The organism is Nocardiopsis sp. iso_40 (assembly GCF_056173285.1).
Map to the genome: position 1 here is coordinate 1,748,939 of NZ_CM149666.1, position 15,709 is coordinate 1,764,647.

Consider the following 15,709-nt stretch of genomic DNA (forward strand, 5'->3'; position numbering starts at 1 on the left):
ATCCGAGCCGGAAGAGAGCGCTCTCCGCGGATCGGCAATCCCACAGGAGCGCTCCCCACCGCCTCTCAGCCATCGAGCTCCCGGTAGGCGGCGTGGTCGAAGTCGGCATGGCAGCCCGTCCCGGTCAGGTCGTGCACCCACAACCCCAGGAAGGCCCCGGTGAAACCCCAGACGGTGGCGGTCTCACCGTCGGCCGCCTTCTCCGCCGCGTAGTCGTCGGACAGGATGCTGGCGTCCAACACCCCGCCCACCCCGATCCACTCCCGGCCGTCCCGGGAGAGCGAGAAGCGCAGCTCCGCCCCGTCGATCTCGGCGCGCAGGTGGAACCTCTCCCACCCCCGCACGTCCACCCGGCCACCGACCTCGCGCACCAGGCCGCGGTCGGAACTGAGCACCCCGGCGAACATCCCCTCCCGCTCGTCGAACCCCACGTGCAGGTAGTGCCACTGCCGCATGTTGTAGTACGCGGTCAGCCCGGCCATCCGCTGGAAGGTGTCGGTGGAGAACTCCATCACGGTCTCCAGCACGCACCGCTCGTGCTGCACCCGCCGGGCCACCAGGCTCGGCCGACGCGTCCCGGACGGCGACTCCCCGCCCCGGACACGCAGGTGCCCCGGACGTTCGGCCAACGACACCCACCCCTCGTCCGCGTGGCGCCGCAGCGTGCTCCACTCCGGGCGCAGCACCGGAGCGTCGAAGTCGTCCCGGGCGGGCGCCTCCGGCCAGGGGTGCGGCGCCAACGCGGGTCCCTCGACCTCCACGCGGGGAACCCCGCCCGCAATCCTCGGCCACCCCTCGGCCCACTCCACCCGTTGCAGCGCCGTCTCCCGCCCGCGCACGCACCGGCCGCGCTCGGTGAGCGGACGTGAGGCCAGGTGGGCCAGGAACCACTCGCCGTCCGGGGTGGCGACCAGGCTCCCGTGCCCGGCCTTCTGCAGGCCCAGGGACGGGTGCTCGCGCGAGGACAGCATCGGCCCGGCCGGGTCCACCTCGTACGGCCCGGTGATCTCCCGGGACCGGGCCACCGTCACCTGGTGGTCCCACTGCGTCCCGCCCTCGGCGGTCACCAGGTAGTACCAGCCGTTCTCGCGGTACAGGTGCGGCGCCTCGGTCACCCGGGCGGACGTGCCCTCGAAGACCATCCGGGGCCGGCCCAGCAGCCGCATCCGCTCGGGATCCAGTTCCTGGAGCACGATCCCGGCGAAAGCCTCGCGGCCGGGCCGCCAGTCCATCACGTTGGTCAGCACCCAGCTCCGGCCGTCCGAGTCGTGGAACAGGGACGGGTCGAACCCCATCGAGTGGATCGGGACCGGGTCGCTCCACGGCCCCTCCACCGAACGGGCCGTGGTCACGTAGTTGGGGGTGTCCCAGAAACCTCCGGCGTAGTTCTCCACGTCGGTGAAGATCAGATGGAACACCCCGTCCCGGTGGGACAGGCAGGGCGCCCACACGCCCGCGCCGTCCCGGTGCCCGGTCAGGTCGAGGAGGCGGTCCCGGTCCAGAATCCCGCCGAGGGGACGCCAGTGGACCAGGTCGCGGGAGTGGTGCAGCAGCACCCCCGGGCTCCACTCGAAGGTCGACGTCGCCAGGTAGTAGTCCTCGCCGACCCGCAGGACCGACGGGTCGGGGTGGAAGCCGGGCAGCACCGGGTTGGTGATGGTGCCGGCGCGGGCACCGGCGGCGGAGGAGGTCGTCATCTCGGCCTTTCGTCAGGGACGGACTCGGGGTGTCGGGGACGGACTCGGGCGGGAAGGAGCCGGGCGCGGCAGGGACGGCACGGGCGTGCCCGGGGCAGGGGGACACGGCGCCCGTGCCGGGGCTACTTGCCGAAACCGGCGGCCAGGCCGCTCAGCAGTTGCCTGCGGCCGAACAGGTACAGGGCCAGGATCGGCAGCGAGGACAGCACCACCGCCGCCATCAGCCCGGGCACGTCGGTTCCGTACTGGGTCTGGAACGCCCACAACCCCAGGGGCAGCACCCGGTTGGACTCGCTCTGGGTGAGCACCAGGGGGAAGATGAAGTTGTTCCACGCGTTGAGGCCCACGAAGATCGCCACCGTCATGACCCCGGGGCGGGACAGCGGCAGCACCAGGCGGACGAACACCTGCCAGGTGGGCGCGCCGTCCAGGGCCATCGCCTCGTAGAGCTCGCCGGGCACGTCACGCAGCGAGCTGGTGAGCACCACGATGGAGATCGGCAGGGCGAACGCCGAGGTGGGGAGGATGATCGCGGGCAGGCTGTCGTACAGGTTCAGCCGGGTGATGATCAGGTAGATCGGGATGATCACCGCCTGCGCGGGCACCGCCAGCCCCAGCAGGAACAGGGTGAAGCTCACCCGGACTGCCCGGCTGCGGCTGCGCACGATCGCGAAGGCGGCGGGCACCGCCACCGCCAGCACCAGGGCGATCGAACCCAGGGCCACGATCAGGCTGTTGGCCAGGAACCCGAGGAACCCGACCTCGAACACGTTGCGGTAGTTGTCCAGGGTGAGGGACCCGGGGAGGGACAGCGGACCCTGGGACATGTAGTCGCCCGGGCCGCGCAGGCTGGTGGCGACCAGGTAGTACAGCGGGACGGCCACGAGGACCAGCCAGAGTGCTGCCCCGATCCCGGCGCCGTAGGCGGGCCTCCTGCCCGGGCCGGTCATCGGCCGTGTTCGGGCGGCCATGTCACATCCCCTCCCTCTGGCTGGTCATCCGGGAGTAGCCGGTGACCCGCACGACCAGCAGGGACAGCCCGGCCCCCAGAACCACCAGGAGCACGGCGATCGCGCTCGCGTACCCCATCTGGAAGGCCGCGAAGCCCTGGTTGTACATGTGCAGCGGCAGGATGCGGGTCGCGTTTCCCGGGCCGCCGTTGGTGAGCAGCAGGACGGTCTCGAAGTAGGTCATCGAGCCGACCACCATCAGCACCGAAGAGGCGATGACGGTGTGCCTGAGCTGCGGCACGGTGATGCGCAGGAAGCGCTGCGGGCCGGAGGCCCCGTCGAGTTCGGCCGCCTCGTACAGGGACTGCGGCACCTGCCGCGCGGCCGCCTGGTACAGCAGCATGTGGAAGGGCAGGAACTGCCACAGCAGGATGAACACGATCGCGTACAGCGCCAGCGAGGAGTTGCCGAGCACGTTGCTGTGGGTCAGCCCGAAGGCGTCGCGGACCTGGGCCGGGACGCCGAAGCTCGGGTCGAGCAGGGCCTTCCACACCAGGGCGATCGCCGCCGTGGACAGCAGCAGCGGCAGGAAGAAGACCGCGCTCACCACCGCGCGCACGCGCTGGTGTCCGGCGGCCCACACGCCGAAGGCCAGGGCCAGCGGGGTCTGGGTGGCCCAGCACAGCACGGTGAGGATCAGCGTGATGCGCAGACCCCCGCCGACCTGGGCGTCCCCGGCCAGGGCCGACCAGTTGTCCAGGCCGGTCCACTCGGGGGAGCCGATACCGCTCCAGGAGGTGAAGCTCAGGTAGGCCACGACGGCGACGGGCCCCAGGCCGAAGAGGCCGAAGAACAGCAGGGCCGGAGCGACCCAGACGAATCCGGGCCGCTCCGTGGCGGACGCTCTCACCGGAGGCTCTCCATGTCCTGTGCGAACTCCTCCGGGGTGAGGTCACCCAGGAAGAGCAGTTGGAGGTTGGTCAGCATCGCCTCGGCCGCGTCCGGGGCCAGGGCCTGGTCCCAGGACTGGGTGAAGGTCGGTGCCTCGGAGACCAGTTCGTGGGTGAAGGTGGCGAACTCGGCGTGGTCGCTCTCCTGGAGCCGGCCCTCGATGCCCTCGACGGCGGGGACCTGTCCGGCCGCGATGAGCTCGTCCACGTACTCGTCGGAGGCCATGGTCTCGACGAGGAAGTCGACCGCCGCCTCGGTGTGTTCGCTGTCGCTGTTGACCGAGAAGTAGTTGCTGGGGTTGCCGACGATCGCGCCGGGTTCGCCCGCGCCGCCCTCCAGTGCGGGGAAGGAGGTGAAGCCGAGGGCGCCGCTCTCGACGAACTCGGGGTTGTTCTCCATCTGCTGGGCGAGGTCCCAGCTGCCCATCAGGAACATCGCGGACTCGCCGGTGGCCAGGAGCGCCGAGGCGCTGCCGTTGTCGTAGTCGATGGAGCTGAAGTTGTTGCCGAAGGCGCCCCGTTCGACCAGGTCCTGGCACATCTCCATGGCCTCGAGGACGGCGGGCTGCTCCCAGGCGCCCTCCTCCCCGTCGGAGATGGCCTGGAACACGTCGGGTCCGCCGACCCGGTCCACCAGGTAGGAGAACCACATCAGCTGGGTCCAGCCCTGGGCGCCGGGGAGGGTGATCGGGGTGACGCCCTCCTCCTGGAGGACGTCGATCGCCTCGTACAGGTCGTCGATGGTCCTGGGCGGTTCGAGTCCGGCCCCGTCCAGGACGTCCCTGTTGTAGTACATGACGACGGGTTGGACCCCGAGGAGCGGGACCCCGTAGTAGGAGCCGTCCACGGCGGCGACGTCGAGGACGCTGGGCAGGAAGGAGTCCCGGAACCCGGGGTTGTCCTCCAGGGTCTGGGTGAGGTCGTACACCTGGCCCTGCGAGGTGTACTGGGCGAGGTTGCCGCCGCCCCAGTTGAAGAACACGTCGGGGGCGTTGGGGGAGCCGAGAGCGACCTGGAGGCGCTGTTTGTAGGCGTCGTTGACGAAGGTGACGAGTTCGGCGGGGGTCTCGTGCGAGCCGTTGTAGGCCTCGATGCCCTGTTCGACGATCTCGTTGACCGCGGCGTCCTCCAGCGCCCAGACCTGCACGGCGTCCCCGGAACCGGGGCCGGAGGTGCCGCAGCCGGTGGCGAGGAGGAGGGACAGGGCCAGGGAGGTGCTGCCGATCACACGTGTCCGATGGGTGCGACTCATGGCGTGGAACCGTTCTTCCGTCGGTCTGGGGGGAACCGAAAGCTTTCGAAATGTTTCCGATAGCTTTCGAGAAGGCTGACGCTAGGCCGTCCGCGGTTTTCCGTCAAGAGGCCCTCTGGTTGCGAGGATGTTGCGGTGCTCGGGGTCGAAAAGTTTCGGGATAGAATCCCTCGCAGAGAATCCAGGGGAGCCCGTTCCCCCGACGACGAGGAGGCACATGGCGAAGCGACGCCCCACCCTGGCCGAGATCGCTGGTGAAGCGGGGGTCTCCGTCTCGACCGTCTCCAAGGTGATCAACGGTCACCTCGACGTCGCGGCCGACACCCGGCGCCAGGTGGAACGGCTCCTGGAGCAGCACCGGTACCAGCCGCGCCGCCACCGGGGGCGGCGCCCCGTCGGCCTGATCGACCTCGTCTTCCACGACCTGGGCAGCCCCTGGGCGATGGAGATCCTCACCGGCGTCGAGGAGGTCACGCACGACGCCGGGTCCGGGGTCGTGGTCTCCGCCGTGCACGACCGCAAACGCAGCAGGCCCGGGCGCAAGTGGCTGGACAACCTCCAGGCCCGGCGCTCCGACGGGGTGGTCCTGGTGCTGTCCGAACTCTCCTCCCAGCAGCAGGCCCAGCTCGACGCCCTCGGGATCCCCGTGGTGATCGTGGACCCCGTCGGCGACCCCGCCCGCGAGGTCCCGGCGGTGGGCGCCGCCAACTGGGACGGGGGGCTCACCGCCACCGAACACCTCATCGGCCTGGGGCACCGGCGCGTCGCCATGCTCAGCGGGCCGCCGGACGTCATGTGCAGCCGGGCCCGCGTGGACGGGTACCGCAGCGCCATGCGCGACGCCGGGCTGCCCGTCCCGGAGGGCTACGTGCGCCACGGTGACTTCATGGCCGGGACCGGCAAACAGCTCACCGAGGAGCTGTTGGACCTGCCCGAACCGCCCACGGCGATCTTCGCGGGCTCCGACCAGATGGCCCGCGGCGCCTACGAGGTCCTGTACAAGCGGGGCCTGAGCGTACCCGACGACGTCTCGGTGGTGGGGTTCGACGACCTGCCCGAGGCCCGGTGGGCGACCCCGCCGCTGACCACCGTCCGCCAACCGCTGCGCGACATGGCGCAGATGGCCACCCGGATGCTGTTCGACCTGGTCAACGGCAACGAACCCGAGACCACCCGGGTGGAGCTGGCCACCCGCCTGGTCGAGCGCGACAGTACGGCCCCGCCCAAGGGGTGAGTCCGCCGGGGCGCCCGGGGCGGCTCCTCGGGTCCCTCGGGTGCCCGGGCCCCGGAGGCAGAGGGGGTCTGGTGGCACGGGCCCCGGGGGTACCGGCACCGCGAGGCGGGTTCGACGGGGCGGGGAGGAGGCGGGGGCGCGCCCCGCCGAACCCTCGGGCCGACCGGATCGCGAACGGTCGGCCCGGTCTGTGCCCGGACCGCCTTCGGGCCCGGTCCGGGCGGGTCCGAAGGCGGCCCGGTTACCAGCTGGACTTGGTGACCCCGGGCAGTTCGCCCCGGTGGGCCATCTCCCGGAACCGGATGCGCGACAGCCCGAACTTCCTCAGGTGCGCGCGGGGGCGACCGTCGACGGCGTCGCGGTTGCGGACCCGGGTGGCGCTGGCGTCACGGGGCTGGCGCCGCAGTTCGGCGACGGCGGCCGCGCGCTCCTCCTCGCCGGTGTGCGGGCTTTTGATCAGCCGCTTCAGTTCGGCGCGCCGCTCGGCGTAGCGGGCGACGACCTCCCTGCGCTGTTCGTTGCGGGCGATCTTGCTCTTCTTGGCCATCAGACCCTCTCCCCTCGGGCACGGATGTCGGCGACCACGCGTTCGATGCCGCGGGCGTCGATCACCTTCATCCCCTTGGTGCTCAGCCGGAGCCTCACGAAGCGCTGCTCGCTGGGCAGCCAGTACCGCTTGTTCTGGATGTTGGGGTCGAAGCGGCGCTTGGTGCGCCGGTGGGAGTGGGAGACGGCATTGCCGAAACCGGGCGCCTTTCCGGTCACCTGGCAGACACGGGACACGGGGTTTCCCTCCTTCTCTGTGGTTGCTCTGTTGCTTGGTCGGGCTCCGCGGCCGGCCCGTTCTGGTCCGGTCGGTGGCCCCGGTCAGTTCTGCCTGGTCGAGGACGGGTAGGGCAGCAGGGCCATCTCCCGGGCGTTCTTGACCGCGGCGGCGATCAGGCGCTGCTGGCGTGCGGTGACGCGGGTGACCCGGCGGCTGCGGATCTTGCCCTTCTCCGAGATGAACTTGCGGAGCAGGACGGTGTCCTTGTAGTCGACGTGGTCGGCCTCGCCCAGCGGGTTGGCGAACTTACGCGGGGCACCGCGTCCCGTGGAGCGGCGGGCCTTGGGCGGCATGGGTGTTCCTCACCTTCTCTTGCGGTTTTTGGTCCCCTTCCGGGGGCCGGGCTGCTCAGATCGCGTCGGCGAAGGGGTCCTCGGCCAGGGGGCGCCCCGACTCCCCGTCGGTGAGCAGGCAGGAGTCGAGCAGTTCGACCAGCCGGTCGGCGTCCAGGTCGATCCCGGTGAACGCCAGGTGCTGGCGGCGGTCGCCGACGACCGGGTCCCAGTCCAGGAGCGCGGAGGCCCGGCGGGTCTCGGAGACCATCTCGGCGGCGGCCTCGGGCAGGGCTCCCAGCCAGGGCCCGCCGCTCTCCAGGATCAGGGCGTCGTTGTAGGCGTCCCAGACCAGGAGGGTGTCGGGCCTGCTGGCCAGCCAGATCCGGCCGCGCCCGCGCATCCCCGAAGCCACGATCCGTTCCAGCGCCTCGTGCAGGCGGACCGGGTGCAGGGGGCGCTTGCGGGTCCACACGAGGGTGCTGACCCGGCCGTCGGACATGTCGGAGTACTGGGCCCAGGCCGGGTTGAGCCGGTTCGCGGCGCTCTCGGGGTCGAAGCGGCCCTCGGTGAGGGCGACCAGCCCGCCGCCGGGAGGGACCACCACGGCGGCCGGGTTGAGGTGTTCGATGATCGCGCGGGCCTCGTCGCGGTGGCGGGAGCCGTGCAGGGTGAGCACCGTGGGGTACTCGATCTGGTGGGCGAGGACCTCCGCGACGGTCCGTTCGTCCTCCACGGCGATGTCCAGGGACCGGTCGGCCAGGTCGTCGTGGCCGGACAGGTCGGGCAGCAGGCGTTCGGAGTCCACCGCGGTGACGACGGCGGCCAGGCGCAGTTCCTCCTGTGAGGCGACCGCCTCGGCCACCGAGCGCGGCTCGACCCCGTCCCAGGCCTCCACCACGCACAGGGTGTGCTCACCGCGTTCGGCCAGTTCCAGCAGGGTGGGGATCAGGTCCTCGCGCAGGGTGCAGGAGGCGCACAGGTGGTCCAGGTCGACCGGGCCGTGGTCGAGGACGCCCCACCGGTCCCGGGTGACGCGGTGGACGATGCCCTCGGCGATGCCGTCGAGGTCGTGGTGGACGGCGATGGACCCGGGGACGGCGGTGATGAGGTCGTCCACGGTGCTGCGGCGTGCGAGCCGGTGCAGCCCGGAGGCCACGACCACGCGCAGGGGTGCGGTCACTTCTTTCATCGGGGAAGACCCTCCCAGTGCTGAAAACGATAACCATTATCGTAACGCACGCGCGCGGTCCCCGAGACCGGAGGGCGGGGAGACCACGGAGAGGGGGACGTGCCGGGCCAGCCCGGGACCGGGGCGTGTTCAGTCCCGGGGGTCGTAGCCGTCCGCGAGCGCGCGCAGCACCTCGGAACAGCCGTCCTCGACCGTCAGGGTCGCGGCGTCGTCCATCCGGGTCGCGCCCCGGTTGAGGATCACCACGGGTTTGCCCTGGCTGAGGGCGTGCTTGACGAACCTCCGGCCGGAGAAGACCGTCAGCGAGGAGCCCGCGACCAGCAGCCCGGACGCCCGGTCCACCAGGGCGTAGGCCTCCAGGACCCGGGGTTTGGGCACGTTCTCGCCGAAGTACACGATGTCCGGTTTGAGGACGCCGCCGCAGGATGAGCAGTCGGCCACCCGGAAGCCCTCGGTGGAGGCCAGCACGGCGTCGGCGTCCGGGGCCACCTCGATGTCGGCCACCCGCTCGGCGAAGCCGGGGTTGAGTTCGGTGAGGCGCTCCGCCAGCTCCTCGCGGCCGGTCACCGTACGGCAGCCCAGGCAGATCACCCGGTCGTAGCGGCCGTGCAGGTCGATGACCCGGCGGCTGCCCGCGACCCCGTGCAGGGTGTCGACGTTCTGGGTGATGACCCCGGACACCACCCCCGCGCGTTCGAGGTCGGCGAGGGCGCGGTGGCCGTCGTTGGGGCGGGTGTGCTCGACGTGGCGCCAGCCGACGTGGTTGCGGGCCCAGTAGTGGCGCCGGAACGCGGCGTCGCCGACGAACTCCTGGTAGGTCATGGGTTTGCGCGGCGGTGAGTCCGGGCCCCGGTAGTCGGGGATGCCCGAGTCCGTCGACATCCCCGCGCCGGTCAGCGCGACCACGGGCCCCCTGCCGAGGACCTCGCGCATCCGGGCGGCGGCCTCACCGGGACCGCGGACGTGGAGCGTGTTCGTCACCCTTCGAGGGTATGTCGTCGCGGCCGACCTCTTCCGCCTCCGGTGCCTTCTGGCGGGTCAGCGGGCGGGTGGCCGACGGCGGCTGAGGGAGGGCGCGTTCCCCGGTGCACGGGAGGGCCGTTTCCTCCCGTCCTGGAAAACCGGGGAAAGTGCCGGGCCCGATGACGGTGAACCCCGACAGCGAATCAGGGTCAGCCTGTGCGATACGGGCCCGGTACAGGTCCACTCCCTTGCGGAACCGGGCTCAGAGGGCGAAAAGGAGGAACAGGGAGGCGGCGGTGAGGACGGCCCCGAGGCAGACGTAGAACACACCGGTCCTCATGGAGGCGAGGAGGAGAGCCGCCACCGTCGCGGTGAGGAAGGTGAAGTTCTGGAGCCCGCTCCTGGTGAGCTCCACGTCCTGCCTGCTGGCCCGGGCGGCCTCCGCGGAGTCCAGCGGGCTGAAGGAGGCGCCGATGACGAGCAGGGACAGGGACACCAGGAGGTAGACCCAGGTCGCGGGAACCCTTGACCTCTCCACGTCAGGTCACCCCCAGGAGGAATCCGAAGCAGACGGCCGAGAAGGACGCGCAGATGACCAGTGGAGCCCGGTGGCGCCACATGAGGCGAAAAGCGAGAAGCTGGAGCACGAGCGAGAACGACACGAGGACGTGCGCCAGTTCGTACTCCGTGAGTCGCACGTACTCGTCGAAATAAGTCCCGTTCCAGTACGCCCAGTCCTCCTCCATCAGCCCCAAGGCGAGGAGGAACAGGGAAAGGAACAGGAGAACCAGGTAGAACGACGTCCTCATGGAGCCGTCTCCGCACCTCGTCCGATCCGGTGCCCGGACATCGTGACCCTTTCTCGGCCGGTACAGCAGCGGCCCCCGAGCAGAACTTCGGAGCGGCGGCCGCACGCCGCGGGGCCTGAGCCCCCGGGACGGCGCGCCCACCAGTGCCGGTGCCGGCCACGGGCCGCTCCGCCCGTGGCCCCGCACCCGTTCCTGGTCAGGCGGTGTGGACGATCTGGAAGACCTCGGCCAGAGTGCCCTCGGGCATACCCGCCTCGGCTGCGTTGGCCGCCATCCACTGGCGCAGCACCGGTTCGAGTTCGGTGATGTCGCCGATCTGGCTCTCGTGCGAGGCCAGCGCCGCCATCTTGCGGTCGAAGACCCCGGTGATGTCGGAGCGGTGGTTGGTCTTGGGGCCTCCGGCGACCCACACCTCGGGGACGGTCCACGGGGCCAGCCCCTCCTCGGCGAGGAGCTCGCGGTGCGCGTGCGGGTTGCGCGCGTCCGGGTAGACCGCGTTGAGCGCCGCCTCCCCGGTGGCCATGTGGTCGGGGTGGCTGGCGGCGATGCTGTCCCAGTCCCGCTCGGGGCTGGGGATGACCACACGCTGGGGCCGCACCTGCCGGATGACGCGTGAGACGTCGCGGCGCAGACCGAGCGAGGCGACCACCCGACCGTCCGGGTAGCCGAGGAAACGCACGTCCTTGACCCCGACCTCGGCCGCGGCCCGGCGCTGCTCCTCCCGGCGCATCGCCGCGATCTCCGAGCTGTCCAGGGTGATCTCGTCCCCGCCGGCCTCGCCGTCGGTGACCATCAGATAGACCACCTCGGTCCCGGCGTCGGTCCACAGGGCCACGGTCCCCGCACAGGCGAAGTCGGCGTCGTCGGGGTGGGCCATCACGACCAGTGCGCGTTCGGGCACGTCAGGCACCGGGGCTCCTTTCGCTGCGGGCTCTCCCGCGTTTTCGGGGTCGCCCCCATCGTACGAACCGCCTCCCCGCGGCGCTTCCCGTTTTCCTCCGGGTCCTCCGCCCTGTCCGCTTCCGGACAGGGCCGGGCCCGGCCTCCATGGGCTCGCGCCCGTTTCCCGCACGGACGCGGACGGCCCCGGCCGGCCCGACCCGCACGGGGACGGACCGGCCGGGGCCGGGGAGCGCCTGCCTCAGCCCAGCTGGACGATCAGGTCGCCGCCCTCCACCCGGCGGACGCCGTCGACGGCCAACCGGGAGACCACACCGTCCTGCGATGCGGTGATCGAGGCCTCCATCTTCATCGCCTCGATGGTGGCGACCGTGTCACCGGCCTTGACCTCGTCGCCCACGGCCACGACCGGGGTGACCACACCCGCGAAGGGCGCCGCCACCTGCGAGGGGTCGTTCCGGTCGGCCTTCTCCGCCTCGGGCACGTCCGAGGCCAGCGACCGGTCCCGGATGTGCAGCGGCCTCAGCTGGTCGTTGAGGGTGGTCATGACGGTGCGCATGCCGCGCTCGTCCGCCTCGCTCACCGCCTGGAGCCCGATGAGCAGCCGCACACCCGGCTCCAGGTCCACGACGTGCTCCTCGCCCTCGCGCAGACCGTAGAAGAAGTCCTTGCTGTCCAGCACGCTCGTGTCGCCGTAGGCGGCGCGGTGCGACTCGAACTCCTTCGTCGGACCCGCGAACAGCAGCCGGTTCAGCGTGGCGCGCGGCTCCTCGGCCAGACCGGCCCGGTCCGCCTCGGTGAGCGGGGTGGTCTCGCGGGCCTCGCCGCGCCCGCGCAGCGCCTTGGTGCGGAACGGCTCGGGCCACTCGCCCGGGGGGACCCCCAGCTCGCCGCGGAGGAAGCCCACCACCGAGTCGGGCACGTCGAACCGGTCCGGGTCCTTCTCGAACTCCTCGGGGGAGACCCCGGCGCCCACCAGGTGCAGGGCCAAATCGCCCACCACCTTGGAGGAGGGGGTCACCTTCACCAGGCGGCCCAGCATCCGGTCGGCGGCGGCGTACATCGCCTCGATGTCCTCGAACCGGTCGCCCAGCCCCAGCGCGATGGCCTGCGTGCGCAGGTTGGACAGCTGGCCGCCGGGGATCTCGTGGTGGTAGACCCGGCCGGTCGGGGAGGCCAGACCCGCCTCGAACGGCGCGTACACCCGGCGCACCGCCTCCCAGTACGGCTCCAGCTCGTTGACCGCGTCCAGGGACAGCCCGGTGGGGGTGTCGGAGTGGTCGAAGGCGGCCACGATCGCCGACAGCGACGGCTGCGAGGTGGTGCCCGCCATCGACGCCACTGCGCCGTCCACGGCGTCCGCGCCCGCGTTGACCGCCGCCAGGTAGGTGGCGAGCTGGCCGCCCGCGGTGTCGTGCGTGTGCACGTGGACCGGCAGGTCGAACTCGCTCCGCAGTGCGCTGACCAGGCGGGAGGCGGCCGGGGCGCGCAGCAGCCCGGCCATGTCCTTGATGGCGAGCACGTGCGCGCCGGACTCCACGATCCGCTCCGCCAGCTTCAGGTAGTAGTCCAGCGTGTACAGCTTCTCCGACGGGTCCGACAGGTCGGCGGTGTAGCACAGCGCCACCTCGGCCACCCCGGTGCCGGTCTCGCGGACCGCGTCGATCGCCGGGCGCATCTGCTCGACGTCGTTGAGGGCGTCGAAGATCCGGAAGACGTCCACGCCGGTCGCGGCGGCCTCACGCACGAACGCGTTGGTGACCTCGGTGGGGTAGGGCGTGTACCCGACCGTGTTGCGGCCGCGCAGCAGCATCTGCAGGGCCACGTTGGGCACGGCCTCCCGCAGCGCCGCGAGCCGCTCCCACGGGTCCTCGGCGAGGAACCGCAGCGCCACGTCGTAGGTCGCGCCGCCCCAGCACTCCAGGGAGAGGAGCTCGGGCAGGGTGTGCGCCACGGCGGGAGCCGCCGCGAGCAGGTCCTGGGTGCGCACCCGGGTGGCCAGCAGAGACTGGTGGGCGTCCCGGAAGGTGGTGTCGGTGACCCCCAGGGTGTCGGAGGAGCGCAGCCACCGCGCGAACCCCTCGGGGCCCAGTTCGGCCAGGCGCTGCCTGGACCCGGCGGGCGGAGCGCCCTCGGGCACGGCGGGCAGCTTGGCGACCGGGTCGATCAGCTGCGGGCGCTCCCCGTGCGGCTTGTTCACCGTCACGTCGGCCAGGTAGGTGAGCAGGCGGGTGCCCCGGTCCGCGGAGGGGCGCGCGGTCAGCAGCTGGGGGCGCTCCTCGATGAACGAGGTGGTGGCCCGGCCCTGCCGGAAGTCCTCGTCCTCCAGTACCGCCTGGAGGAAGGGGATGTTGGTGGAGATCCCGCGGATACGGAACTCGGCGACCGCGCGCTGGGCCCGGCTCACCGCCGTGGCGAAGTCGCGGCCCCGGCAGGTGAGCTTGACCAGCAGGGAGTCGAAGTAGGCGCTGACCTCCGAACCGGCCGCCGCGGTCCCGCCGTCCAGGCGGATCCCCGAACCGCCGGGGGAGCGGTAGGCGCTGATCGTTCCGGTGTCGGGCCGGAACCCGTTGGCCGGGTCCTCGGTGGTGATGCGGCACTGCAGGGCAGCGCCGTGCAGCACGATCGCGTCCTGGGACAGGCCCAGGTCGGCGAGGGTCGCACCGGAGGCGATCCGGATCTGCGACTGCACGAGGTCGACGTCGGTGACCTCCTCGGTCACCGTGTGCTCCACCTGGATGCGCGGGTTGAGCTCGATGAACACGTGCTGGCCGTCCCGGCCCACCAGGAACTCGACCGTGCCCGCGTTGCGGTAGCCCAGCTCCCGGGCCAGGCGCACCGCGTCGGCGCACATGCGGTCGCGCAGCTCCGGGTCGAGGTTGGGCGCCGGGGCCAGCTCCACGACCTTCTGGTGCCGCCGCTGCACCGAGCAGTCGCGCTCGTACAGGTGGATGACGTCCTCGCCGTCGGAGAGGATCTGCACCTCGATGTGGCGCGGGTCCACCACGGCGCGCTCCAGGAACACCGTGGGGTCGCCGAAGGCGGTCTCGGCCTCGCGCATGGCCGCCTCGATGGACTCCCGGAGCGCTCCGGCCGTGTCCACGCGGCGCATCCCCCGGCCGCCGCCGCCCGCCACGGCCTTGACGAAGATGGGGAAGCCGATCTGTTCGGCGGCGGTGAGCAGCCCGTCCACGTCGGTGGAGGGCTCGGTGGAGTCCAGGACCGGGACGCCCGCGCGCTTGGCGGCGGCGATGGCGGTCGCCTTGTTCCCGGTCAGCTCCAGGACCTCGGCGGGCGGGCCGACGAAGGTGATGCCCGCCTCCGCGCAGGCCCGGGCCAGGTCGGGGTTCTCGGAGAGGAACCCGTACCCGGGGTAGACGGCGTCGGCGCCCGCCTCCCGCGCGGCGCGGACGATCTCGTCGACCGACAGGTACGCCCGGACGGGGTGACCGGGCTCACCGATCTGGTAGGCCTCGTCGGCCTTGAGCCGGTGCAGCGAGTGGCGGTCCTCGTGGGGGAAGACCGCGACGGTCCGCGCCCCCAGCTCGTGTCCCGCGCGCAGTGCGCGGATCGCGATCTCACCGCGGTTGGCCACCAGTATCTTCTCGAACATGCCGGATGCCTCCTGGACTCCGTGGTGCGGTGCTGGCATGGTCCGGCTCCGTTGCCGGTGGCCGCGCCGGGGTACCGCTCCGTGGAAGCGGTGCCCCGGTGGGGCCCGGAGGAACCCTAACGAGAAAGGTCGGCGGCGTGTGCGGGTGGGGTTGCCCCGGCGCCGGTTCGCGGTGTGTCCAGGCGTTTGGGGAGGTCGGGCCGGAGGGGGACCGCCGAGCCGCCGGTGGGAGGGGCGGAGGCGTCGCCGGGGCCGTCCGGAGCCCTTCAGCCCGGGTGGCGGTCCGGGGCGTCGCGGAGGCGGGGTCCGGGCTCTCCGGTCCCGGTTCCCCGGGGGAGCGGTCCCAGGCCGTCGCCGACGGTGGTGAGGGCTTTTCGGACCAGGGCGGTCATGCTCGCACCGTGCCCCTCGTCGGCGGCGAACTGTTCCGCGGCCACCCTCAGCGCCACGTTGATCGCGGCGGCCTGGACCCGTACGGACAGGGTGTCGGGTGCGGCCCCGGCGCGTTCCGCGACGGCCTCGGCGAAGACGCCCTCGGCGGTCTGGTGGACCGTCAGCCACACGGCCATCAGCCCCGGTTCGGTACGGGTCATCCGGATGAGGTCGACCGTCGGGGCGCCCAGCGCTGTCCGGTCGTCCTCGTCCAGGGCGCCCGAACGCTCCAGGTGCTCGGTGAGTGAGAGGTCGGCGGGCCACGAGCGCAGTTGGTCGGCCATGAGGTCGAGTCCGCTGGTGAGCAGCGGGCGCACACAGCTCTCCTTGCTCGGGAAGTACCGCCACAGGGTGCGGGTGGAGATCCCGAGTTCGCGGGCGATGTCGTCCCCCGTGGTCGCGGTCACCCCCTTGGCGGTGAACAGCTCCACGGCGGCGCGGGCGATCTGCATACGCATGATCTCCCGGCGTCGCCTGCTCATGGGCGGCCTCCCCCGGGCCGGTGGTGCGGGGGAGGGGTTCGGGGTACGGGGCACGTGCCCTCCTCCGGGTGGCTCCTCGACGGTCCGGCCAACTCTACTGACCTGGGGTCCCAGCACAGAATAATTGTCTTAAAGCG

Annotated in this window: 15 protein-coding genes; 1 reads left to right on the plus strand and 14 read right to left on the minus strand. The window is 71.8% G+C overall.

Going from position 1 to position 15,709, the window contains the following annotated elements:
* Window positions 1–65: 65 nt before the first annotated feature.
* The 4 genes from AC0VYD_RS07695 to AC0VYD_RS07710 form a co-directional block, all read right to left on the minus strand.
* Window positions 66–1,697: a glycoside hydrolase family 43 protein gene (locus tag AC0VYD_RS07695; RefSeq protein ID WP_475479235.1), complete on the minus strand. Its 1,632-nt coding sequence runs from the start codon at window positions 1,695–1,697 to the stop codon at window positions 66–68.
* 122 nt (window positions 1,698–1,819) lie between these two features.
* On the minus strand, window positions 1,820–2,668 hold the full coding sequence (locus AC0VYD_RS07700; RefSeq protein WP_475479236.1) for a carbohydrate ABC transporter permease: 849 nt from the start codon (window positions 2,666–2,668) through the stop codon (window positions 1,820–1,822).
* 1 nt (window position 2,669) lies between these two features.
* A complete protein-coding gene (locus AC0VYD_RS07705) occupies window positions 2,670–3,557 on the minus strand; it encodes a carbohydrate ABC transporter permease (RefSeq protein WP_475479237.1) in 888 nt (295 codons plus the stop codon).
* On the minus strand, window positions 3,554–4,849 hold the full coding sequence (locus AC0VYD_RS07710) for an ABC transporter substrate-binding protein (protein ID WP_475479238.1): 1,296 nt from the start codon (window positions 4,847–4,849) through the stop codon (window positions 3,554–3,556). The genes AC0VYD_RS07705 and AC0VYD_RS07710 overlap by 4 nt, the downstream gene beginning before the upstream one ends.
* Before the next feature lie 217 nt (window positions 4,850–5,066).
* Between AC0VYD_RS07710 and AC0VYD_RS07715 the strand changes: the two genes are divergently transcribed.
* Entirely contained in the window at window positions 5,067–6,083 is a 1,017-nt protein-coding gene (locus AC0VYD_RS07715) for a LacI family DNA-binding transcriptional regulator (protein WP_475479239.1), read from the plus strand.
* A 241-nt stretch (window positions 6,084–6,324) separates the two neighbouring features.
* On the opposite strand, the gene rpsN is transcribed toward AC0VYD_RS07715, so the two are convergent.
* The 10 genes from rpsN to AC0VYD_RS07765 all read right to left on the minus strand — a co-directional run bounded on the left by rpsN (window position 6,325) and on the right by AC0VYD_RS07765 (window position 15,572).
* Window positions 6,325–6,630, minus strand: coding sequence for a 30S ribosomal protein S14 (gene rpsN / locus AC0VYD_RS07720; RefSeq protein ID WP_475479240.1), 306 nt, complete (start codon window positions 6,628–6,630; stop codon window positions 6,325–6,327).
* On the minus strand, window positions 6,630–6,866 hold the full coding sequence (gene rpmB, locus AC0VYD_RS07725) for a 50S ribosomal protein L28 (RefSeq protein WP_475479241.1): 237 nt from the start codon (window positions 6,864–6,866) through the stop codon (window positions 6,630–6,632). The genes rpsN and rpmB overlap by 1 nt, the downstream gene beginning before the upstream one ends.
* Window positions 6,867–6,950: 84 nt before the next feature.
* Window positions 6,951–7,202 carry a 30S ribosomal protein S18 gene (gene rpsR / locus AC0VYD_RS07730; RefSeq protein WP_475479242.1) on the minus strand — a complete coding sequence of 84 codons (252 nt, stop codon included), beginning with the start codon at window positions 7,200–7,202 and terminating at the stop codon, window positions 6,951–6,953.
* Window positions 7,203–7,257: 55 nt separating this feature from the next.
* Window positions 7,258–8,373 carry a CobW family GTP-binding protein gene (locus AC0VYD_RS07735; protein ID WP_475479243.1) on the minus strand — a complete coding sequence of 372 codons (1,116 nt, stop codon included), beginning with the start codon at window positions 8,371–8,373 and terminating at the stop codon, window positions 7,258–7,260.
* A gap of 129 nt (window positions 8,374–8,502) precedes the next feature.
* Window positions 8,503–9,354 (minus strand): NAD-dependent protein deacetylase, encoded by an 852-nt coding sequence (locus AC0VYD_RS07740; RefSeq protein ID WP_475479244.1) that lies wholly within the window; start codon window positions 9,352–9,354, stop codon window positions 8,503–8,505.
* 244 nt (window positions 9,355–9,598) lie between these two features.
* On the minus strand, window positions 9,599–9,874 hold the full coding sequence (locus AC0VYD_RS07745) for a hypothetical protein (protein ID WP_475479245.1): 276 nt from the start codon (window positions 9,872–9,874) through the stop codon (window positions 9,599–9,601).
* 1 nt (window position 9,875) lies between these two features.
* Window positions 9,876–10,145, minus strand: a complete 270-nt coding sequence (locus AC0VYD_RS07750; RefSeq protein ID WP_475479246.1) for a hypothetical protein — start codon at window positions 10,143–10,145, stop codon at window positions 9,876–9,878.
* A 196-nt stretch (window positions 10,146–10,341) separates the two neighbouring features.
* Window positions 10,342–11,055: a PIG-L deacetylase family protein gene (locus tag AC0VYD_RS07755; RefSeq protein WP_475479247.1), complete on the minus strand. Its 714-nt coding sequence runs from the start codon at window positions 11,053–11,055 to the stop codon at window positions 10,342–10,344.
* Between the two features lie 231 nt (window positions 11,056–11,286).
* On the minus strand, window positions 11,287–14,658 hold the full coding sequence (locus AC0VYD_RS07760; RefSeq protein ID WP_475479248.1) for a pyruvate carboxylase: 3,372 nt from the start codon (window positions 14,656–14,658) through the stop codon (window positions 11,287–11,289).
* Window positions 14,659–14,924: 266 nt separating this feature from the next.
* The gene (locus AC0VYD_RS07765; protein ID WP_475479249.1) at window positions 14,925–15,572 is read right to left on the minus strand and encodes a TetR/AcrR family transcriptional regulator; all 648 of its coding nucleotides are present in this window, start codon (window positions 15,570–15,572) and stop codon (window positions 14,925–14,927) included.
* Window positions 15,573–15,709: the final 137 nt, after the last annotated feature.